We start from the raw sequence: 23,800 nt of genomic DNA on the forward strand, positions 1-23,800 counted from the left end.
CCTGTGGAAGAATTGCCGATTTCATCGTTATTTTTCTTTAAAAGCAATTGGCATGATTGAAAAAACAAGTGCTATTGCCATCGGATTACTAAACTGAAATACCCATTCCGATATGGCTGCTATTCCGAAGCCGACAGTCATAGCATAAGGAAGAAGTGCTCCGGGTATGTCATTTCTGTTCTTCAAATAATATGCGGCACCTTTGAAGAAAGCAAAAGCCATCATCAAAAGGAATACTATACCGGCTAATATACCATTATCAAACATAACCTGAATATAGGTATTATGCGCATGAACAGCCACTTCACCGGAAGGGAGAACAGCTCCCATCTCCTCATGTCCAAAAGGTGTCATCTGCTGAAGATAGGACTTAAATATCGTGATTCTGCCATTTGAAAACTCTTCGATACCGTCACCGGTTCCTGAGCTTTCCTGTGTTTCATCATTTTGCTCACTTTCAGGCTGTTCTCCATTTCCGCCGGCACCGTCCGCATTTTCCTGACTTGCGGCAGCTTCTGCTTCCGCCTTTAGTCTTTCCTCTTCAAGTCTCATGTTTTCCAGAAGCTCACGCCCCCCTGTTTCCATAAGATACTCTTTGATTTCAGGTGTTGTCTGCTTTGAGGCAACAATTTCAGGTAGTGAATACACCATCGCCCTTGACTGATCCTCAGTCAGCGGAACTCCGTTCTCTCCGACAGTTGAATATCCTTCATCGTTGAAATTAGCTATATCTTCCGGATAATTATAATCCATAAAGTCAACATTAAGAATCTTCTCGGAAAACAGATCCACAAATCTTTCTATATTCATATATAGATGATTGTCCGGCTGTCCTCCTCCATACAATCCATAGTTTCCTGTCTCAATCGGAAACTTCTTAGGATGAGCCACTATTGCGGGAAGCATTCTCTGAAGTGCAAAAGCTGCGGGGAAACACAAAATTACCGACAATGCCATGGTAACTACCTGTATTCCCAGATAGCGAAGCTTTCCTTTCTTACAATCTGCAGCTGTGATGGCAAGCATGCAAATAAACATTACTACACAAGCAAGATATGAAGTACGGGAGATAGTAAACAGCATATATGCGGTGACAAAGCCAAAAAGAACAAACTCCTTCCACAGATATCTGAACCTGCTCCTGAAGGACTTTTCATCCCTCGTCGTATATATCTTGTATAAAAGCAGTACCGCTGATGCACATTCCATTACGGTCATATATTCTGCCGTTACTGTCACCGTGTGGAAAACAAACGCATATCTTCCGGTGTTAAAAGCAGCAAAGCTTCTATACATCCAGCAATATCCCATTGATATAACAAAGTTGAGGAGTAATCCTCCGATAATCAACTCAGGATATGCCTTAAATCCATACAAGCCATAGCTGAGCATAAGTCCGATTACAAAAACAGCAAGCGCAACTCCCCACCATCTTGTGTTTCTGAAAGCGACAAGGACCGCAAAAAATGCTAAAAGTATAATTCCGAAACTGCTTATTTTAAGGCCTGTGCCCATTGACACATATTCCTCTTTTTTTCGCAGTCTGTAATATATTTCCACAGCAAAATTAATAATCAGAAATCCTGCCAGAATGGCAATTATTATCCCATAAGTAAGTGCTGCATTGTGAAGATCGTATTCCTTCTCAGTATCAGGAAGTAAATGAGCATTTCTATATAGTGTCCCGATTACCATAGCAATAATTATATATACAACATTTCCGGTCTTAAGCAATCTGGAGAACGGAATAGCCGCACAAAGGAATAGTAAAAGAAATATCATTTCCTTACGTTCTGCCAGCGTCTGATAAATTGTGTAAAGAGCGTTCATATATTCACAGCAGAACCATAAAGCTGCTGCAATAAATCCCATCTGAGTAAAATTTCTGAGATTATGCCAAAGCTTAACATCAAGTGTGGCATCGTTTTCATGATTTATAGCGTAGAAAACAAATGCTGCTGTTATAACAACTCCGACCTCAAGAAACACATTCTCAAGAGGTCTTGTATCAAAATACTTAACAGGGTATATAAGGACCATCAATCCTATAGCAACCACGAAAGCTATGGGATTGCATACTACTCTTACTACCTGATGGACGGTTACAAGCTTGTTCTTTCTTTTATCTGCAGTCAGTCTTTCAATAGCGCACAATAAAACAGCAAGCAGAATTATTCCTGCAATGATCAGAAGCGACATCTTCTTAGTTATAGGCTGTCTGTAGTTATATGCTGCCGCAAGCTGAAGTCCATCCACTGTTGTATCATGGTAGGCAAAGGAAACAAAATATGGCGATGTATCTTCCCCCGCATGCTCGAACGCTACATAAAACGTTGAAAATGCACCGTTTAGTATCATGGTGTATGTCTCACCAACATTAAGGTCAAGCCCCACCTTAACATTTATGTAGCCCGGAAGGTTTGCATCTCTTAAATACACAAATCTCTGGTAGACTTCTTCCATGTTTTCATTATAAAAAACCATGGACATATAATTTCCGAGTTCTATATTATCAACATATATATCTATTGATTCAAGCCTGTCATACTGAGCTATAAATTTCTGAACTATGTCATGATAATCATTTACTCTGTCCGAAATCTGAACAATCTCACCTCCACCCTTTTCGGTGATTGTTCTTTGCCAGATTCTAAAAGGAAAAACAGATAGTATGGCAATAACTGCAAAGATTATTATTACCGCTCTTATAGCTGTCCCCTTATAAACAACTTTTCTTCTCATAAATCCTCCACTGACGTATGCTTACGCAGTAAAACAGTATACACCAAAATCGGAGCGCTATACCACAGATAAATCGTATATCTCACAAGGTATGTCGGCCCAAGTAATACCGTAAGCCAAACCAGCATTACAAGAATCCATGGATATATATTCTTTTCCTTCCTGACAACAAACCATGTCAAAAGAAGGTAAAAGCACAACCAGAAATATGCTGCCGGCGAGAACAAAAGAGAAACAACCGGAATGTTCTGTTGAAATTTCTCTATGGACAATTTTCTGTAAAAGCTGTCGATTATCGGTATAAAACTGTGTCTTTCACCCGGCAGTTCAACCTCGTAACCAAAATATGAACTATCCGTATAAGTAAAAGTAAATACAGTATTTCCCTGATAAACATTTATGACTGCACCCGGATACCAGTATCCGTAAGATGTCAAAAACCAGCCGTTGAGGTAACTCATGGGATTCTGTATTCCCTTTGTAATCCAAAGCTTCAAAAATGCTTTTTTATCCTCTTCGTAAGCTCTGTTGTCGAAGTACATCTTAAGTATGTCCGATATTCTGGGTGTATAGTGAGATAACCCCTCTTCGCTCAGGTATCTGTGCAAGATGTCTTTTTCTTCCTGCGTAAAACTATCACTGTCGTAATAATACACTCTGGCAAGCTGCTGAATCGGAACCGTAAGCATTTCCTGATGCTCTCCGCCGGAAGCTCCTACCACATGTCCTATCACAAGATTGATGCAAAAATAGATAATTACAGGAGCGATCAAAAATGTAGCCCCGTGAAATCTGTCTTTTATCTTTAGAAGCTTTGATACAATCAGTACAATAACCGCAAAAACAATATAAGCATAAAATCCGTTGTGCCTAAAAAGCATCATAAGAACAGCACAGATGATAATCTGCCCGGCCTTTTTCTTTTTTTCTCCTCTTCCCGAAAGCTCTTCCCATTCCATCATCAGAATTACTGTAAGAATTAAAAATGCAGAAAAAAATCCATCCTTACAGGAGCAAAGGGTATACATAACTATTGTCGGAAAACCCCCAAAAAACAGAGCTGATGCCGTTCTTATCCTCTTTCCTGCTCCATGCTTTTTAAGGAAGCTGATGAAATAGGTAAATATCCAGGTCATCACAAGCATCTGAATAAATATATAGGCAAAAATCCCCAAATTATAGCTGCCTGTAAATTTATGAAAAAAAGCAACGCTGCCGCCAAGAAGAAGCACATGCAAAAGCGGATGGTGCGTATTAAAGCTTCTTGAAAGCACTTCTATAACTTCCGTCTGAGCATCGTAAACGAAAAAACCGGGATAGACTCCAAGGAGAACAACAAAATTACAAAGAGCTATAAGCATCCAGACCCTGAAAAATTCGCTACGGGTATATCCCTTTTTCGTTCTGATTTTCGTTATATTTTTATAGGTGCTCTCCGCTGAAATACTGTTTAATTCTCTTCCAGCCTTAAGTAAAAGTCTCTGCCAGGATAAATGTACAAGAAAGCTGATAAGTACTGTCAGCCCGGCAAAGAGCATAAGCATCCTTGTATTACCAAGGTCCACATGGTCAGTCGTTTCTAGCTGATATCCTAATACCAGACTCAGCGATGCACCTACACCAAATAAGACCGGCAACAGCCAGGTCTTATTCTTACTCATTCGATTCCTCATGTTTAGCCTCATCACGAATAACATACTGCGGATTATTATTCTGGGAAATATATATTCTTCCTATATATTCACCGGCCATACCCACCATTAGCATAAGCATTCCGCACATAAAGGTAATAGCTGACATAAGCGCTGAAAATCCAACCGCAGGAAGATCAGGATACAAAATCTTCTTTATTACCGTAAATATTCCGTACATGAATCCTATACCGGCAAATATTCCGCCCATCAGGGTTCCTATACGCAAAGGCTTAACACTAAAGGCGGTAAAGCCATTTATCCAAAGTCCCATGAGCTTTGAAAAGGTATAGCCACTCTCACCGACTTCTCTTGCTCTGTGAGTAACATCTACGTTTACGATATTTTTTGTAGTCCGCAGTACCAGTCCGATAACGTATGGATAAGAGCTCTTATACTTAATCATCTCATCCACAACAAAACGTCTTGCCGCAAAATAACTGGACACAGACAGCTCCTTCGGTTTTCCGAGCATGATATGAGCCATCCACTCATTCATGGCGCTTCCGAAATTTCTGAAAAGATTATGCTTTTTATGCGCATATCTTGCATATGCAACATCTGCACCTTTCTCTATCTGATAGAGGAGTTTTCCAACTTCATCGGCAGGAGTCTGTCCATCATCATCAAGGCATACTATTATGTTACCCTTTGCCTCATTAAGGCCTGCCATTATGGCGCAGTGCTGACCAAAGTTCTTAGCAAGATTATAGCCCCGAACCTCGTCATGCTCCCTGACAAGCTCACAGATTTTATCCCAGGTATTGTCCGGAGAGCAATCATTTACAAGGATTATCTCATAGCTGTAAAGGACAAGCATGTCCATTGCGCCTTCTATCTCATTTATAACATCTTCAATTGTTTTCTCCGAGCGATAGCACGGAATCACAAAGCTAACTAATTTATTTCGCATAGGGTTATTTTACCATATTCTTTCTTTATTATTCCGAAAACATTAAAGCATCTTTTCCATCAGTATCATATCCCTTATTGAGCCATCGGAACACTCTACTTTTGGCAGATCCTGCTTCTTTATAAATCCTGCATGCTCATAGCTTTTCCTGGCTGCTTCATTTCCCACGAAAACACGAAGTATCAGTTTCTCAAGTTTAAGCACATAAGCTGCATATTCACACATAAGGTCTGCAGCTTCGTTGCCATAACCGTGACCAGTTGCGTCATCCTCGCCTATAAAAACACCATACTCGGCCGTCTTTTCCTTATTGTCTATATCCCTTAAGTACACACTTCCCACAGGTCTTAAGGACATCTCGTTCTCTTCCTTATCCCATGTTTCCGGCTTTTCACAGATGATAAGCTGAACCACTTCACCTGTTTCAACTTTGTTTTTCATCCAGCCATTGTGAATTTCATCAGTAAAGAATTCCCGATAAATAAAATTATTCCTTACTCTTGGATTATTTCTCCATTTAACCACAAGCGGTGTATCATCATAAGTTATTTTCCGAAGTATTATCTTCTCTCCTATAATGGTTTCCATCTATTATTCCTCTTCTCAATTCCAGACAGTACCGGTATCTTTATTTTCAGTCATCTTCCAGATAACAAACTCCCCTGCAACCTCATCCTCTCTTGTAAGGGTAACATATCGGTCTTTATCCAGGTAATAGTTGAAAATCCATTCCATATCGTCATCCATATCGGACACTATATAAGACTTATCCTCCAGTATTGCCTCTTCCATCGGTTCATCAAAGCAAAAATACAAGAGCTTTTGTTTTTCAGCAGGGCTCTTTGACGCCCAGCCTCCCATAAGGACTGAGTTGGAAACACTGTTATCTGTGTCATGGAGCATTCTCTGCGAATATGTATATCCCATATCCGCATAGGCAACAGAGCTATAAACATCAACAAAGAAAAACTCATCCCCATGTTCCTTAAAGTAGTTGTCCAGTTCCTCATATGCTCTATTATATTCATCTCTGCCAAGACACTCTTTTTTGACTATCTTTGCGCCCTCCGGAATATATCTTATACAAACCGAAAAAAATACAAGGACACAAAAACCGGCAAAAAAATGTGCGACCATTTCCACATTCTGACGGTTTTCACTATTATCATGCTTTTTTTCCTCTGCTGATTTAACCAGCCTCACAAGCATTTTACAAGCAGTTATCACAAGAACCGTAATCTCCAAAAGATAAAGAGAATGGGTTATTCTTATTGGATCGCGACCTCTTACAAGAATATACATCCACAGAAGCGTTCTTCCGCCAAAGAGTATAAGAAGTCTCCAAACAGAACTCCATATAGTAAAAAGCATGCTCTTTTTGCCACTCATATAGAGAAACGTCAAAACAAAGGTTATGACATACATAGCCCCTGTAACAATATTCCATGGAGAATCCGTCATAGGGTATTCATAGTCTTGTGGAATCCCTATACTTCTCAGTCTGTAGAAGTATAAAGGAAGATTTTTCTTTATGGCAGGCAGAATTCCTTCTTTCGTACTTATGCTCTTTGCATAGTCTGCGATCTTCGCCATTTTTGAAGCATCAATATCACTGTCCAATCCGAAATTATAGTTTACAAGAAGTTCATATTCACTCCGTTTTAACTGAATCGAATCATAAAAAACTTTATTTTCCTCATAATCCGGAATCTGGTAAAAATCATATATCTGTGTTCTGCTGTCAAAAAAGGAATTAAATTCCCTCCATTCCTTAGATGAATAGCCTGCAAAATTTATAAGTTCACACACTATAAGTCCGACTACCACAGCAAAAACAGGAATTATCTGCTCTTTTAAATTCTTCCCGTTTTCGTCAAAATATCTGAAAAATGGCACAAGCAATACAAAGGGAAGCATAAGAAGTGTCATTTCGGACCTGGTACAAAATGCCAGAATCACAAGAATTACCGCAAATACATCCTTATTTTCTGAAAACAACACAGCTGCTGCCGCACATATCATCGCAACGGCATAGGTATACTGAACCATTACCAAATGACCGGGCATAAGTGCCAGTACGACAGCAAATAGCGGAAGGGCAGCAAAAAAATGTATTAAGGCATTTTTCCAAAGAGCAGTATTATTGCCCATTTTCCCAAGAATCAGCTTTGATATGTTTCCTGACACAAATCTCAAGATAATAAACAGACTGATGTACTGACACAAAAGCAGATATATACCATAACAATCCGCATTTCTGAAAATCCTGTAGAAAAGACTTATGAAAAAGCTTATCGAGTAAAGCATCTGTATATTGTGTGAGCAGGGCTCTCCTGTAAAAACCCCCGACAAAAGATCTTTCATTAAAACATCATCATTAAGATCGTAGTAATAAGCGTATAAAAGTCCCATAACCACCGCAAAAGCAGCAGTCATGAGACCTGTTATTATAGAATTGAGGGATTTTGTTTTTCCTTTATTTTCCATATTTATACAGCTTTATAGTACTCCTTAACACGCATCACTACTTCGTCAAGATCCTCGTTAGTAAGACTATAATACATAGGAAGCCTGAGAAGCCTTAAGCTTTCTTTGGTAGTATACTTATCCTCACCGTTAAACCGGCTGTACTTAAGTCCGGCAGTTGATGTATGAAGCGGCACATAATGAGAGGCCGGAAGAATGTCATTTGCCTTCAGATACTGTATAAGGCCTTCTCTCTCCTCTGCATCCTTACACTTTATGTAGAACATATGCGCATTATGAACACATTCCTTTGGCACATAGGGCAATTCTATAATCCCTGAATCAGCCATATCTCTAAACGCATCATAATATCTGTTGTAGTGATCCATTCGGGTTTCATTTATTTCATCTGCCATCTGAAGCTGTGCATAGAGATAAGCAGCATTCATGTCACTTGGAAGGTATGATGACCCCGGCTGTAACCAGGTATATTTATCTACTTTTCCAAGCTGATAAAGTGTTCTGTTGGTTCCCTTTTCTCTGATGATTATGGCATCATTTACATAGGTTTCATCCCTAAGGAGCAGGGCTCCGCCTTCTCCCATACTGTAATTCTTTGTTTCATGGAAGCTGTAATTGCCGAAATCGCCTATTGCACCAAGGGCTTTTCCCTTATAGGTACTCATTACCCCCTGTGCTGCATCTTCAACAACAAATAAATTGTGACGCTTTGCAATATCCATGATCGTGTCCATCTCACAGCCTACTCCTGCGTAGTGGACAGGTACAATAGCTCTTGTTTTAGAAGTAATAGCTTCCTCAATAAGATTTTCATCGATATTCATGGTATCCGGGCGGATATCCACAAAAACCACCTTAGCTCCGCGAAGAACAAAAGCATTGGCAGTAGATACAAAAGTATATGACGGCATTATAACTTCATCGCCCTCTTTGATCCCCGCAAGAATTGCAGCCATCTCAGTAGCATGTGTGCAGGATGTGGTCAAAAGACATTTTTTTACACCTGTCTTTTTCTCTATCCACTCATTATCCATCTTTGTGTATACGCCATCACCGCAAATCTTCTGGTTTTCAACACATTCCCTTATGTATTCCATTTCCTTCCCGGTATAGGGAGGTACATTAAAATTTATTCTCATATATTAATCCTTCTGCTCAAGAAAAATCTTACGTGTTATAAAATTGTATACCATAACCACAGCTGTAGCGCCAAACTTGAAGAAAAGATTCTTTGCGAAAGCTTCGCTCATAATACTCTGAAGCCATCCCCAATTCATATAGATAAGATCTATTCCGACGAAAAGGCAAAGCTCATTTACTCCAAGTCCGATGATACTGAGAATAAGGAATATTGTAAATTCTTTCTTCCTGCTCATATCATCGCGACGTACAAAGACAAATTTAAAACTCAGAACATAATTGACTACTACCGAAACAATAAAACCAACCAGCGCAGATAATAGATAGTACTTGGGGAAAATTGAGGCTATTCCCACTTTTTCAAAAGCAAAATTCGCTATAAGATACAGGAAGTAGTCCACAAAGAAACAAAAAACTCCCACAAGTCCAAACTTCATGATCTGCTGTAATAAATTATTCATAATATCCTCTCATCTAAAAAACATTTCCTTTATTCGACAACATAAACCTCGAATCGTCCATCATCGAAGATATTATTATACTTCCAAGTTCTAAGGAAGTCCAATATAAGGTCATACTTTTCTTCCCACAATGCTTCTCCCTTAAACTCGGGACATATTATTACAACAGGCATTTCCTCACTTTTTGCCCCATCAAAAGTAGCCAGTTCACTTGCAAATTTTTCTGTAGTATTTGAATCAAGATTCGGCCATGTTGAAAAAATAGCGGGTTCCATATCCATCAGATAGGAAAGTCCTGGAGCATTTCCGAACTGTAAGAGCCTTTTATCCTCAAGTCCGTTTTCTCTTATAGCATCATAGAGATCAGAAAGCTCCTCCGCATTACTTTCGGTAGTATGCATGCCTGCTGCCTTTTGTATATCCCTTGTTCCCATAAGGGCTGATCGCTTTGTTCCGTCAGTTCCGTCCAGAAAGCTGTGCTCTAAATGGAAAAGAGATCCCTGAACAAATATAAGTACAAGTATTGCCATATACATGGCTTTCCAAGTGAAATGAATCTCATTCGGACCTGCTGCCTGCCTCATTCTTCTAAACATCCACATTATAAGCGGTGCCACAATAAACAGATTATTAATAAGAGGATATGTATAATTATTACTACCAAGTGGAGTAATAACCATAATAATCAGACATGCGAGGCAAAGACTCCTCTCTGAAGCCTGACCATGAATTTTCGGAGTAATACCTATAATAAAGAATATAATTCCGAAGATAAGAAACATCATAGCGGGTTCAAACATTGAATCATAATACCAATAACTTCTGGTAAACACACCACTCTCATAATAAAAATACAGAAGGGCAAAAATACCAAAAATATAAAGTATTCTCTTTATCCAATAGTATCTACCGGATCTTAGCATTATCATGATCGTTCCGACTATAATGCATGGAATCATCACGATCATATTCTTAAGACTTCCGTACCAGGCTTTTAAAATTGCTCCCAGCATACCAAATGCAGAATAATCAGCTGCTCCCTTTGTCATTTCGGAAAGCGATATTATCATGTCAGGATATGCGCTTACTCCGTATTGAATACAGATTGCAATAAAGGGAATCAAAAAGCCAATAAAATAACCAAGAATACACAATCCTGTTTTTCTAAGTATCTCATTAAAGTCTCGTCTGTGAATCCCCTCGTAAAACCACAAAATAAGTATCATCGAAGCTTCGGTTATATTGGGGAATCTCACCATAACAGATAATCCGAGAACAAATCCTGCAAGCACAAACTTCCATTTTGTAATCTCGTAATCAGTCATGGCATGCATGAGCAGCAAAGTACCTGTGGTAAAGCAAAAATAGGTCAGATAGTTATACAATATAACTCTGGGACACCAGCAAAGATTTATTGCAATTATCTCACCGATAAAAGTCATCCATCCTGGCATCCATCTCTGAAGCAGATAATAAGCAATAATAGCTGTTGCACTTATTATAAATGAGCAGTAAATATTCATTCCGAGCATAGTATTTCCGCCCGGAAGATTCATAAATAATTTTCCCAGAACATTAGGAATATATGTTGCTATCATCCACATTGGATCAAGTGCATCCGAAAACTGATAATTCCCAAGACTGTACGTAGTATCTGTTACATCAACGCCCTGAGTCGCACCTATAATAGGATAGAATAAAAGAATTATCGGAAATATCCATTTTTCCAACGGCTCCTGATATATTTTAAATTTAAAAACCTTATCTCTTATGGTCTTAAGCGTCAGCATTCCTTCTCCCCTCGTTTGCCATTATTGCAGGCACCTCCTGTTATAAGTCGGAAAACTTTTTTCTCTCAGGTATCTTATCTCTCCATTGATACCTTCTGTCCGTTTACTCTGTAAACCATGTCGCATTTTTCAATGGTCTGCAGTCTGTGTGCAATTATAATCAGTGTTTTCTTGCCATGAAGTCTGTTTATGGAATCCATGATCGCAGCCTCTGTCTCATTATCAAGAGCACTTGTAGCTTCATCAAGAACAAGAACCTCCGGATCCTCAAAAAGGGCTCTTGCGATTCCGATTCTCTGTCTCTGACCACCTGACAGTCTGATACCTCTCTCTCCTATTGTGGTATCAAGCCCCTCCGGAAGGGATCTTACATACTCATCAAGCTGGGCTTCCTTCAATGCAGCCCACACCTTATTATCATCAATATCATCATCGGAAACACCAAAGGCAACATTTTTCCTTATGGTTGAATCCAGCATAAAAATAGTCTGAGGAATATACCCTATGTTCTTAAGCCACTCTGGATAATGCTCTCTTATCTCAACACCATCCGCCAGGATTTCTCCGGTTTCTATCTGTAATAATCCGAGCATAATGTCAACAATAGTCGTTTTTCCGGCACCGGAAGTTCCAACAATACCTATGGATTTTCCAACAGGTATTGTCATATCCGCATTCTTTAAAACATAGGCAGCGGAATTAGGATAGCGATACGTAATATTCTTAAGCTCTATAGACTTATGAACAGGAAGCTTTTCAACTTCTTTCATTATCTTATAATCCTCAGCTTTATAAGAAACACTGCCATCATTTATCTCCTGCTGAAGATTATCGCTTACATTCATGAAAAAGGGTTCAAAATATGCTATGGAAGTAAGGTAGTTGTTTATTCTGTTTGCACTTGGAAGAAGTCTTGTCGCTGCTGCTCCGAGAACAGTGAAAAGCGGAACAAGATCCTTTACACTCTGACCACTCATCATAACTATGAGCATATAGCCAATCATTCCTGCCACACTTATGGTTTCGATCAAAAGTCTGGGGGTTGAATTGTACAGATTATATTTTTGTACCGCATTAACATAGCCGGCACCGCAATCAGCATAACCGTTAATGAAATAATTCTCTTTATTTGCTATCTTGATCTCTTTTATACCTGTAACGGATTCCTCAATCCATTTAAAAAGTCCACTGTAGTAGTCCTGATTATCCTGCCCTGCCTTAGCCATAACAGGCTTGATTATATATTTGATAATAAGCAGAACCGCAACAAGCAGGGATGCTATGGAAAGCGTCATCTTTGCATCTACAGTAAGTAGCATGACCACAAGGCATGCAAAAACTATCATCTCCGAAATAAGCTGCAGGCAGCTCAGTATCAGTCCGTACATGTTGTTCACATCAGAGGTTATATTCCTCTGGATAACCGATGTATCAGCATTCAGGTAATACTCATAAGGTCTCTGCATGAAGTTGATCATCATGCGTCTTGAGGTCGCAAACTGATTAGTGTAAACAAATCGCAGCTGAACTACATTGATAAAAAACAAAAAGATATTCTTTACAAGGAATATAAGCACCATCGATATCATGATTATTGCTGCAAACTGAGTGATACTGCTGCATCCAAGTAAATTATATACAGCTGAATACTTCGGGCTTTCAGATACTGCATCAGGGTCCATTACAATTTTCATAACAGGGAATATCATTGCAATTCCCAGGGTTTCAAAGAGACCTCCAACAAGCATCATGATTACGATCAGGACCATCTGTCTCTTTTGCCTTCCATCAAGCAGCAACATCATTTTCTGGTAAATCTTCTTCATAATTCTCCTAATTTATAAACGCAAGTTTTATCTGATTTAATCATCAATTATCTGTTCATTCAGTCTGTGGATTTCGGGTGCTTCATATTTATCCATGAAGTCGTCTCCGAGAAACACCTTTTCCTTTACAAATCTGATTGAATCCACAACAGTATAAACAGATACAAGTTTATCAAATTTAAGCCCATCGATAAAGTTAAGCATTTCCATAGGGAAAGTTCCTGCAAGAAGAATAACATCCGAAAACAGAGTCTTATAATCAAGATAATCGCGGGGATGCTGCTTTATCATGACTATCGCATCCTTTCCGTCCACCTTCGCATACTCCGTTACAAGATCCCTAAACAGCCGCTCTCTGGTCTTAAGGTCGCAAAGGGGCTCCGATAAAATGAGAACTCTTGGCTTATCCTTTCCTTCTTCAAGCTGTTTTTTCAGTTCATCCATATTTTCCACAAACAGCTTAAGCATCAGATCCTTATCAGCCTGCGTAAGCTCGTCCACAAGCGGTTCACGGGGAACCTCTATATACTTGGGGCATGGATAATCAAGAATGGAAATATCATTAACTTCCATATCTATGCAATATCTCCCCCAGCCATTCTGAATAAAAATAAGTCCCGTCGATGCCAGCCATGCCTTAAACCTGAAATGCCCGTTATTATCGTAACGTGCCTGATCTCCGTACTTAATGCAGTTTAGGCCGTCCTCAAGCGCATGGTATCTTATCTTTTTATAATTCAGATAATAGCCTATAGGGTCTGAATCACAAAATACATAAATATCCCTGTATTTTGTAAAATCAACCGGGACATACTGTTCCTGAAGCTTTGCAAACTTTTTGCAAAATTTTATTCTGTTTAACATATTTTTCGGAAGACTGCCCGTATTGGTGCGAAGCGGTGCAAGCTCCGGAAAGAATGTATCCACCTTTTCATCGTATTCAATGACCTCTTCAAACAGCCCGCATTCTCTTGCTCTTTCAACCATTGAACCGAATTTATTACTCATTTTGGAAAGCACCAGAGTTGCCCTTCCCGCAGCCTCACTTCCCTCTGATGCTTTTTCGCCTTTTAGGCTTGTCTGATGCAATATATGAAATTCCTTAAGGCATGTCACATATACATGATAAAAAGTGTGACATACATAAATTCTATCGTGCAAATTTATCTCCTCAGTCCCCTGTAGAACCATAGAAGTCTGTAATATACATAAAAAAGGAAATGAGACTTCATCTGCATTCCTATAAGCTTCTTCTCCTCAGGGTGAATTCTTTCAATATAGTACGGATTAGCCTGAAAATCAGGAAAAGCTTTCTTCATTTCCTGCCCCATACTTTTTGTAAAGCTATAGCAATCCTCTATATGCTGTTCAATAGGCATTGCTGAAAACAGTGTATTAACATAAAAAAGAACAGTATACATAAACTCTATTTCAGGCTTGTATTTTTCAAGATAGCCATTCTCTCTTGCCTCTGAAATAATCTGTCTTCCGGCTGCCATCCTGTCCTCGAGATTCTTTTTTGAGATCGTGTGAACAGTAGAAGCGTCATGCTGAAAATAAAAATAAAGCGGCTCTTTTATATACTCAAAGTGCTTTACCCTCAGCATCCAGGTATTGCTCACTGCGTTGTCTTCATAAAAAATATCTTCAGGAAAAACCTCATATTTGCCGTTTTTAAGTTCTTTTTTTCCAAGAACGATATTTCTCTTATAAATCTTTACAACAAGGCTTCCTGTATCAAGAAGAAGCTTTTTATATTTCGCCTCATCCATAATCCCGGTCTGCCCCGAATTATTGTTATGCACAACCTGCCCAGGTTCAAAGGTGTAGTGATTTACAAGGCTGTAATCGCATCCCACCATATCTGCTCCGGTCTCGTCAGCTTTTTTTAACAGTCTCTCATAATAATCAGGTACTACCCAATCATCGGCATCAATAAAACCTATCCACTCTCCGCTGCTGGCTCCAAGTCCCAGATTCTTGGCACCTCCCTGGTGGTGATTTACAGGGCTGTGGAGGGCTATGAACCTTTGGGGATATTCCTTTTCATATTCCTGCATTATCTCAAAGGAATTATCCGTAGAACAGTCATCAACCGCAATTATCTCTATTTCTCCGTCCGGCAGAGTCTGATTCACAAGTGAATCGAGACAATGCTTTAATTTATCCTCACCTGCCATATTATAAACAGGCACAATTACACTAAGTCGCATATAAATATCTTTCTTACAGTCTGCTCAATTCATCATTTAGTATTTTTGCCACATTCTCCATGTCAAAGCGGCTATATCTCTGATCAATCCAGAATGAGAGCATATTATTTGAAAAATGCTCTGAATTTGAGCAAACTTTAGCTGCTTCATCGGAAACAGGCCAAAGTACCGGAGCATAAACTCCGTTCTCAGCAAGCTGCTTTTCAAATTCGTCACGGGTAACACTTTTTCCGCTCTCTGTTATAGCACTTCTCTGCATAAAATCAGTATCAAGTACAATTGGAAGCATAAACGGGGTATATTTATATTCTCCATCCCCATTTACCGGTATCTCAGGAAGAAGTCTGAAAGCTTTACCGCAAAGAGGCAATGCTTTCAGTTCCTTATAAAGATTTTTGTAATTTGCACATCTTCTTTCGCAGATTCTGTCTACATCAATTTCGCTTAAGTAATCTGCGCTCACATCTGATATATGATACGGATCAAGACCGTCACTAAGTGAATCCTCTGCCTCAGACAAAAGTTTTCTAAAATGTGCCTTCAGCTCCATATCACCGTTATCCAGATACTCTGTTTTCTCTAATAGCGCCTGCATCCTGAGGGCAGTAAAATCTGTTTCCCCGGTCAGTGCACCCATTACAAATTCCGATCTGGAAATAGCAAGTGCTCCGTCTGGAATTCCAAGCCACTTTCTTATGCTTCCCACATAGTAGTCCGCAAGTCCGCCTTCAAACATGTACTTTTCGGGTTCCATAAGAATATGCGTCACATCCTCTATAATTATGATGTTATTAAATCTGTCTCTAAGAGCCCGTTCTGTCTCAAAAGTATCGGCAATTCCGAAAAAGTTCATTAAAAGAATTGCAAATGGCTTATCTTTTACATCCTTGCCCATTACTTCTTCTATTCTTAGTGCAAGCTTATCTGCATTAACCGAAAGTGTTTCTTCCAATCCGTAAAAGACAGTTCTTGTTCCTCTGACCACAAAAGGTTTTACCATCGAATCACATGACAAAGCAGGCAAAAATACATTTTCCAGATCCTTGTTCTTGGCAATTATATCATCGGCTACAAAGCCTATTGCATCTCTTCCGCATCTCAAAAACTCAATACTTCTGTCGCATCTTTGCGAAAGCTCAGAATAAAGACTTAAAAAGTTTTCTCTCCTTGTCGTATTTTCAAAATTGAATTCGCTTCCGATCTCATACATAATTCTGATATCCTCATCCTTTATTGATCAATACTTCCCGTGATAGTAAGTTTTTCTGACTCTTCCGTTCTTGTATTCCCAGACATAGCCTATCCCTGTAGAGCTTATCTGACCGCCGTATTTGCGTAATCCCTCAACATAGACATAGTAGGTTTCGGACCTCTTAAATGAATGTCCTTTGTACCTCTTGACAACAGCTGAGCTTTTCTTCCTGCTTACAGTACCTGCACTAACATAGTCTTTGTCGCGGTTCCTGGATATATGTATTCTGTAACCCGCATCTGCGTATTTTACACGGTCCCATTTCAGTTCCAGTCTGCCGCCTTTAATAGTAAGGTCAAAATCATTCCCATAATTATATGACTTTATCATAGGCTGTGCAAAAAGATATATTCTGTCCGACCATACACTTTCATAAGTCTTACCGTTTATGACCGCAACAGATTTCACTTTAAATGAATAGCATTTATTGTTATCAATCCTGGTACTGAACGAATTCGAAAGAAGCTCACCCGCCTTAATCCTTTTACCGTTTTTATCCATAAAAACATATCTGTAAGTGCCGGCAGGCTGTTCATTCCATGTAACATAAACTTTCTTCTGGTTATTATACCATCTCGCCTGTGTAAGACCACTTATCTTGGAAGGAACAGTCTTCATTATCATACTTCCGGCCTGTTCTTCCTTTTTTACCCCGTCCTTATCTTCGTAAAGATATCTTAGTACCACATAATATCTCATACCGGGATTCAGATTTGTAAAAGTATAGTGTATCGTATCGGCACTGACAACCACCATATGATTTGAGACGGCAGTCTTTGCATCATTTTCGTTTACTCCGATTCCGAGATAATACTCTTTTGCACCCGAAACCTTTGTCCAGTTTACTGTCGCACTTTCTGCAGAAAGTTTGCTCTGTGTCATGGCGGAAACGGCAGCGGATACTCTTTTTTCGGAAAACATTAAGAAGCATAGGAACATCAGTAAAAACAGCATGTACTGTTTTAAATACAAATTTTTATTTTTTCTCATCCGTTTCCTCTTTCTTTTTGCCTTTTCTTTTTTTCAGGAGTGTAAAATCATGCTTCAGTATTGCCTTATTTACAAGCAGCACAATTACACCGATAACAGCCGCAACAGCCAGAAGATATATTATTCTTGTAAAAAGGGTTGTTCTTTCGACTATAGCAAATACTTCCTCATTATTCTCCATTTCGATTTCCAGGTAGCTTCCCACTTTCTTTGACGGTATTTCCACCCAGTCCCCATCTCTGTATACCTTAACAACAGAGTTTTTAAAAGGATTATAAAGTCTTATCTTTCTGTCTGCAGCCTGAGAATATGTTCCTTCATCAATGCTAATCTTGTATTTGACAACTTTTTTCTCAACTGTCGGACTCTTTATTTCATACTTCGGCTCATCTACCGTTTCTGCAACAATCTGTGCGTCATCACCATAGCTTCCTCCAAGGATTGCTATGTGTTTCTGGGTATCCTCATATAATTCGCTGCTTTCTATTGCTTTGTTGGTAGCTACATATTCCCCTGTCATAACATAGCTGCCATCCATTGTCATTCCTGTTACATCAGGCCATTTTATATAATAGCCTTCCCGCAATTCTCCTTCGGGAAAAACAAGCTTTTCCATGCTGTCTCCGTATGCAAGTTCCTGCTCACCGAGTTTTTCTCCCTCTACCTCAAATACTACCTTCAAATGTCTGAATTGATTGGGGATAGTTCCGGATTCAAGAAGGCCATTATAGGTTACAGGCTCTGCAATGCTTGCAAGGCTTATATCGTCTATCCCGCCTATCTTGCTTTCAACAAAATAATTTCCGCTGATATTATCCAGCTTGGCTTTCTTTGTCTCCGGATCGGTATTTACTATACCTGCAACAGACCCGAATCTCTCTTCAGGTTTCTTCTGCCAGGTTACCATAGCTTTGCATCCGGTAATGGTCGTGCCATAACCTGTAATTCCGCCTACATACTTGTTTCCGTCAAGAAGACAAAGTGAATTGCAGTCCCTTATAATTGACAGGGATTGTCCCGCTATACCACCTGTATAGCTTCCTTCCAGACTTTTAACAAGTCCATAGCCATTGCTGGAAGTCACTATGCCCTGTGCCATATATCCGACTATAAGTCCTGCTCCGTCCTTCTTGGATTCAACTGTAGCTTCATTCTCACACTCACAGATAATATTCTTGAGCGTATACTTACTGCCTTTTCCGATGCTGAGATTACCGGCAGCATTTTCTTCCGGGTCCTCTTCATCAATTGCCATAGCTCCTGCTATTCCGCCTATATTGATATCTCCCTTTACAGTTCCCTTATTCCTTGAGCTGTCAACTCTTCCGGTTTTTGCTTTCTCTATTTCCTCATCGGACACGTCTGTAAAGACTTCCGGATTATCGTTATAGATTATATCAAACTTATCGGAAATAATATGGTAAATGACATTAACCTGATCATTTACAGCATTAAGATTGGAATTAAGTGTATGTGACGTACTTTTCCCGTCCTGATTGATATTCTCAAGTGAGCCTGTTATTCCTCTTAAGTTTGCGTGAAGCGAGTCAAGGCTTGCATCAAAATCACTTCCCAGTCCTGTCAGCCTGAGCTTTTCCTGTGAATTCAGATAATCGATTATGCTCCTTGTTCCGTTTGTTGCTTCCTTCAATTCATAATCTGCATCCTGAAGTGCGGCTATGGCATTCTGAGTTTCTCCGATAACCTCATCTCCTGCTGATTCAGCATAGGGTTTATAGGTTTCAAGTATTGTGGAAACACTTCCGAACATCCCTGAAACATTGCTTCCTGAATCAGTTGTAAGCTGTTGCAGTTCTGCAAGATAAGCATTAAGCTGCTTCTGCTCCTCAGCATTTAAAGCTCTCAGCTTTCTTACGCCTTCCTCATCATAGACATAATCACCATTCTCATCTGTTTCATACATTAGTTGATTTATAAGTCCGGTAATGTTTTCTATTCTCTGCTTATTTTCATTGGCCTTTGCTATATTGTCATATATCTGATTTTCGCTGTTCTCTATCTGATATCTGTCGTCTTCGGAAACTTCTCCGCCTACATTTATTGCTTCAATCGCCCTTGCAACCGCATTGTTAAAATAATACATTTTGTCAGATGCTCCTGATAAATGGTCAAGAACCCCCGGAATGTTCTGCATTACATATTCAAAACGCTCAAGAGCAACATTCAAAACCCTTATGTTCTGATTAACCGATGTGGTAATTTCACCTGCAATGGCATGCCCATCATCTACAACCCCGTTAGTATATGTTGTAAGATTTGAAACATCGGAAGATATAGTATCTACTCCGCCGTCCATATCATTTAGTGTCTGTTCCACAAGATCATGAAGCTTATCAGCTGCTTCAGGCAAGGTCTGCAGATCTTCGGGTTCAAGATAAGGCTCCATCTGTCCCACGATTCCGCCAACGTCCTTACGTCCGTTTATAGTCCCTGTGTTTGTGCTGTAGGACACAATTCCCATCTGTCTTCCGACTATTCCGCCGATATTATATCCCGCATGTTCATAGCCGATATTTCCCTTGTTGGTACATCTTACAATACTTCCCTTTGAATACCCTGCTATTCCACCTGTATCCGTACCCGAACGAAGCATATTTCCTTCTTCGGAAGTCATGGCTGTTATTGATTGCAGTATTCCTTCGCTTTTAGCATCATCCTTTACAACCCAGTCTGCACTGTCATTTATATTCCCATTATTAGATGATCCGGAAACAATACCATAATTCTTACCGGCTATGCCCCCTGTAAAATAATAGCCTGAGACATGCGCATCATTTTTGCAATTATTTATAATACCGGTTCTCTCATTTATTGCGGCAATGGGTCCAACCGTATTATTTCCTTCAATATGCCCGCTAAAGCTGCAGTCTTTTATAATGCCCTGGTTCATGCCGCAGAGACCGCCGGTAAACTTCATTTCATCAGTCATTTTAATGCTTCCGGTTACATTCAAATCCTGAACCATTCCGTTTGGTCCGATATATCTGAACAAACCGGTTATGTAGTTATCATTGACATTCCCATAGCCCTTGATCGAGTGCTTTTCTCCCTTAAAAATACCGTTAAAATAGGGAATGGTCTCAAAATCCCTGTCAGTAAGATCTATATCAGCTTTAAGCGTAACTATTTTATTCAGTGACCAGGCATCACTCTTACAATTCTTTGAAAATTCCACCAGATCTTCAAATGAAGTAATATCTATATTTTCATATACGATTTGTACCTGCTCGTCCTTAGCTTCCTCCTCTGAAGCTTCTGTATCCGCATTTTTTTCATCAGAAGCTTTTGTCCCCTGCTTTTCCGCATCTGAAGTCTTAGATTCCGGGCTTTCCGAATTAGGATTATCCTCCTTGGGATTTTCCCCTGATTCATCAGTCTCGTCCTCAGCTTTAATCGCCATATTCTCAATAGCTTCGCTCTTTACCTTATGTTCAACTTCCTCCATTATCTCATTGGCAATCTTCTCGCCTATTCCCTCAACGGCACTGACCTTGATTGTATTTGCGGAAGAAAGTGCTGCTACAATGGCAAATATTACAAAATCCTTTTTAAGAATGAGTTTAAGCTTTTTTATTTTCATGTCTCTTCCTCCCATTCCTATTCTTTTTCCTGCCCTCAGGCTTTTTTGAATACTCTGATCCAGGATTTTCCAAGGTCTCCTGGCCAGGATTATCAGTTTTTTCAAAACCTTCTTCTGCAGCTGTTTCCGAACTAACAGAATTTTCAGATACTATATCCTTATTTTCTTCAAATGCCTCTCTTTCAAGCTTTTTTATGTCGTCGTTAAAAAGCAGATCCATTTCTTCAGGATTAAGATCTGATGCTTCAAGTCTTCCCATGTTTCCGCTCTGTACAAGAGCTCTTACATCACCCATTACAACCGCATGAACTTCACCGATAATTCTTCCGTTTATCTGTCCCTCTATTCTTCCGTCTATTCTCATAAGTCCGGTATCACGTTCAATCCCAAGCGGCACGGATACCTCAAAGGATGTCTTATCTATGATTGAAGCCCCGATAAGAAGTATCTGAGGAAGTACAAACATTACCAGGAGTATGGAAATAATTGTTCCTCGTCCAAGACACTGTCCGATACCGCATATTGCTCCGTCTGAAGTCAAAAGGCCTATGGAAATTCCTGCAAGTGCAAGCATTGAACCGGAGGTTATTATTGTCGGAAATGCAAAGTTCATGGTTTCAATTATCGCATCTCTATGAGACATCTTATCCTTAAGCTCCATGAATCTTCCCGAGATGACAATCGCATAGTCGATATTTGCACCCATCTGAATAGAACTTACGATCAGGTATGTCATAAAGAAAATGTTGTTTTTCTGTATTGTCGGAAAAGCAAAATTTATCCAGATAGCACCTTCAATAACGGCGATCAGAAGCACCGGCATTCCTGCTGACTTGAAGGTAAACAGAAGTACCACCAGTACCGCCAGAATTGAAATTACCGTAACAACGGTATTATCTCTTGAAAAAGTCTTCTGCAAGTCATACTGGCTGGTTGCCTCACCTATAACAAGAATCTGTCCGTCATAGTACTTATTTGCCATTGTATGCATCTGGTCAAGGAATTCAAAAGTTTCTTTGCCTTCCTGGGGAAGATTTAAATATACAAGAATTCTGCTGTATTTTTCTCCCTGAAGCTGTTTTTTTGCAATGTTCATCTGCTCATAGGCATCATCAAGAGTCTCTTTCATGCTGTCATCCAGCGTCACATAGCCCTCATCCACTTCCTCATGCAGGAACATTATCATATCTATAAGGGGAACCCTGTATGTAGAAATTCCGTTAACAAGCTTTGCATAGTTTTTATCATTCACGGCATATGCCATATACAAAAGCTCAGACACCTCATAATCAAGCTCCAAAAGCTCCGAAAACTCTCTGGCTGTCAGTTTATCCGCAAGACAATAGCCTCCCATCGCCTCAATGTTTGCAAGTCCCTGTGCGGACTTAACCTCAGGACAGGAAAGATATGTCTGGATAAGCCTTTTTTCCTTCTCATAATTGCCCGCAGGAATATTGACTGCCACGAAATTAGAATCCCCAAAGGTTTCGCTTATCATTTCCGTTGCAATCTGAGTCTCATTCTTGATCGGTGTTTCTATTTTGGTATACCCATAGACAAAAGGACAGTGATTCTGAATAAAAAACGCTCCTATTATTACAGCAACAAATACAGGCGGAACTATGAATCTTGTAAAATAATCAAAGCTGCCGACAAATGGAATCTGAGGGATAAAGCTTTTATGCTTGGTTTTATCCATCCAGGGTCCGAATATCATAAGAAGTCCGGGCATAAGAAGAAATACGGCTATAAGACTTAGTACAATAGCCTTGATCAGACAGATAGCCATATCGCGTCCTATTCCGAACTGCATGAACATCATTGCCACAAGACCGCCTATTGTTGTAAGCGAGCTTGAAGATATTTCCGGAATTGCCTTACTTAAAGCCACAATATCAGCTTCTCTTATAGGCAGGTTTTCATGCTCTTCTTTATATCTGTTACAAAAAATAACTGCATAGTCGATAGACAAAGCCAGCTGTAAGACAATTGTTACCGAATCGGACACAAAGGAAATTGTGCCAAGTATAAAATTGGTTCCGGCCGACATCAGCGCAGCAGCACCAAATGTAAGAAGAAGTACCGGAATTTCCGCATAGGTCTGTGATGTCAGAACAAGCACAACCAGCACTATCACAACAACCAGCGCACTTACAGTCTGCATCTCCTTCTGGATTGTTTCAGCGGCTGCATTGCCCATAGAAGTACTGACAAATATATCATAGTCCGAAAGCATTTCTTTTATTTCATCAAGTCCGTCCAAAGACCTTTGATCAGTTTCCTCGTACTTAAAGGTAATATCAAAAAGCGCAGAAAAGTTGTTGTAATGATCAGGTGTTTCATTAAAAGTGATCATCGCAACATCATCTCTTTTCCCAATCGTTTCAGAAAGATCTTTTGCATCCTCATATACAATATTGGACACCATGATCTTTGCAGATCCGTAGGTTGTATACTCTTTACCCATGAGATCAAGACCGAGGCTGGTCTCAAAAGAGCTTGGAAGATAAGCCGAGAGCAAATTCTCAACCTTTACCATTCCCGATGCTATAGCGCAGAATATCAACGCTATTCCAAATAACAGAAAGAAGAGGTTTCTTCTGTCAACGATGAAGGACGCAACCTTCATCATAACATCACCGTCTTCTTTAGTGATGGCGGCTTTTTCAGGTTTAGCCATATTCAATTCCCCCC

At 39.7% G+C, this 23,800-nt stretch carries 15 protein-coding genes; all 15 read right to left on the reverse strand.

Annotation, left to right across the window (positions count from 1 at the left end; genetic code table 11):
* Nucleotides 1-27 precede the first annotated feature (27 nt).
* The 15 genes from BV60_RS0115495 to BV60_RS0115565 all read right to left on the reverse strand — a co-directional run bounded on the left by BV60_RS0115495 (nt 28) and on the right by BV60_RS0115565 (nt 23,786).
* Nucleotides 28-2,742 (reverse strand): O-antigen ligase family protein, encoded by a 2,715-nt coding sequence (locus BV60_RS0115495; protein ID WP_029323177.1) that lies wholly within the window; start codon nt 2,740-2,742, stop codon nt 28-30.
* Complete coding sequence (locus tag BV60_RS0115500) at nt 2,739-4,403, reverse strand: DUF6020 family protein (protein WP_029323179.1); 1,665 nt, start codon at nt 4,401-4,403, stop codon at nt 2,739-2,741. The genes BV60_RS0115495 and BV60_RS0115500 overlap by 4 nt, the downstream gene beginning before the upstream one ends.
* Nucleotides 4,396-5,346 (reverse strand): glycosyltransferase family 2 protein, encoded by a 951-nt coding sequence (locus BV60_RS0115505; RefSeq protein WP_029323181.1) that lies wholly within the window; start codon nt 5,344-5,346, stop codon nt 4,396-4,398. The genes BV60_RS0115500 and BV60_RS0115505 overlap by 8 nt, the downstream gene beginning before the upstream one ends.
* Before the next feature lie 42 nt (nt 5,347-5,388).
* Nucleotides 5,389-5,934 carry a GNAT family N-acetyltransferase gene (locus BV60_RS0115510; protein WP_051656787.1) on the reverse strand — a complete coding sequence of 182 codons (546 nt, stop codon included), beginning with the start codon at nt 5,932-5,934 and terminating at the stop codon, nt 5,389-5,391.
* Between the two features lie 15 nt (nt 5,935-5,949).
* Nucleotides 5,950-7,833, reverse strand: coding sequence for a hypothetical protein (locus BV60_RS0115515; RefSeq protein WP_029323184.1), 1,884 nt, complete (start codon nt 7,831-7,833; stop codon nt 5,950-5,952).
* 2 nt (nt 7,834-7,835) lie between these two features.
* Entirely contained in the window at nt 7,836-8,972 is a 1,137-nt protein-coding gene (gene rffA, locus BV60_RS0115520) for a dTDP-4-amino-4,6-dideoxygalactose transaminase (protein WP_029323187.1), read from the reverse strand.
* Nucleotides 8,973-8,975: 3 nt separating this feature from the next.
* Nucleotides 8,976-9,434: a GtrA family protein gene (locus BV60_RS0115525; protein ID WP_029323189.1), complete on the reverse strand. Its 459-nt coding sequence runs from the start codon at nt 9,432-9,434 to the stop codon at nt 8,976-8,978.
* 29 nt (nt 9,435-9,463) lie between these two features.
* A complete protein-coding gene (locus BV60_RS0115530; protein ID WP_029323191.1) occupies nt 9,464-11,224 on the reverse strand; it encodes a hypothetical protein in 1,761 nt (586 codons plus the stop codon).
* A gap of 74 nt (nt 11,225-11,298) precedes the next feature.
* Nucleotides 11,299-13,050, reverse strand: coding sequence for an ABC transporter ATP-binding protein (locus BV60_RS0115535; protein WP_029323193.1), 1,752 nt, complete (start codon nt 13,048-13,050; stop codon nt 11,299-11,301).
* A gap of 36 nt (nt 13,051-13,086) precedes the next feature.
* Nucleotides 13,087-14,211 carry a glycosyltransferase family 52 gene (locus BV60_RS0115540; RefSeq protein WP_035777285.1) on the reverse strand — a complete coding sequence of 375 codons (1,125 nt, stop codon included), beginning with the start codon at nt 14,209-14,211 and terminating at the stop codon, nt 13,087-13,089.
* Between the two features lie 2 nt (nt 14,212-14,213).
* On the reverse strand, nt 14,214-15,263 hold the full coding sequence (locus tag BV60_RS0115545; RefSeq protein ID WP_029323197.1) for a glycosyltransferase family 2 protein: 1,050 nt from the start codon (nt 15,261-15,263) through the stop codon (nt 14,214-14,216).
* A 13-nt stretch (nt 15,264-15,276) separates the two neighbouring features.
* Complete coding sequence (locus tag BV60_RS0115550) at nt 15,277-16,473, reverse strand: hypothetical protein (RefSeq protein ID WP_029323198.1); 1,197 nt, start codon at nt 16,471-16,473, stop codon at nt 15,277-15,279.
* 27 nt (nt 16,474-16,500) lie between these two features.
* Nucleotides 16,501-17,505, reverse strand: coding sequence for a fibronectin type III domain-containing protein (locus BV60_RS0115555; protein WP_029323200.1), 1,005 nt, complete (start codon nt 17,503-17,505; stop codon nt 16,501-16,503).
* On the reverse strand, nt 17,492-21,106 hold the full coding sequence (locus tag BV60_RS0115560; protein ID WP_029323201.1) for a methyl-accepting chemotaxis protein: 3,615 nt from the start codon (nt 21,104-21,106) through the stop codon (nt 17,492-17,494). Before BV60_RS0115560 ends, BV60_RS0115555 begins: the two co-directional genes overlap by 14 nt.
* Complete coding sequence (locus BV60_RS0115565; protein WP_081846718.1) at nt 21,087-23,786, reverse strand: efflux RND transporter permease subunit; 2,700 nt, start codon at nt 23,784-23,786, stop codon at nt 21,087-21,089. The genes BV60_RS0115560 and BV60_RS0115565 overlap by 20 nt, the downstream gene beginning before the upstream one ends.
* Between the last annotated feature and the right edge of the window lie 14 nt (nt 23,787-23,800).

Source organism: Butyrivibrio sp. AE3004 (genome assembly GCF_000703165.1).
Lineage (GTDB): Bacteria > Bacillota > Clostridia > Lachnospirales > Lachnospiraceae > Butyrivibrio.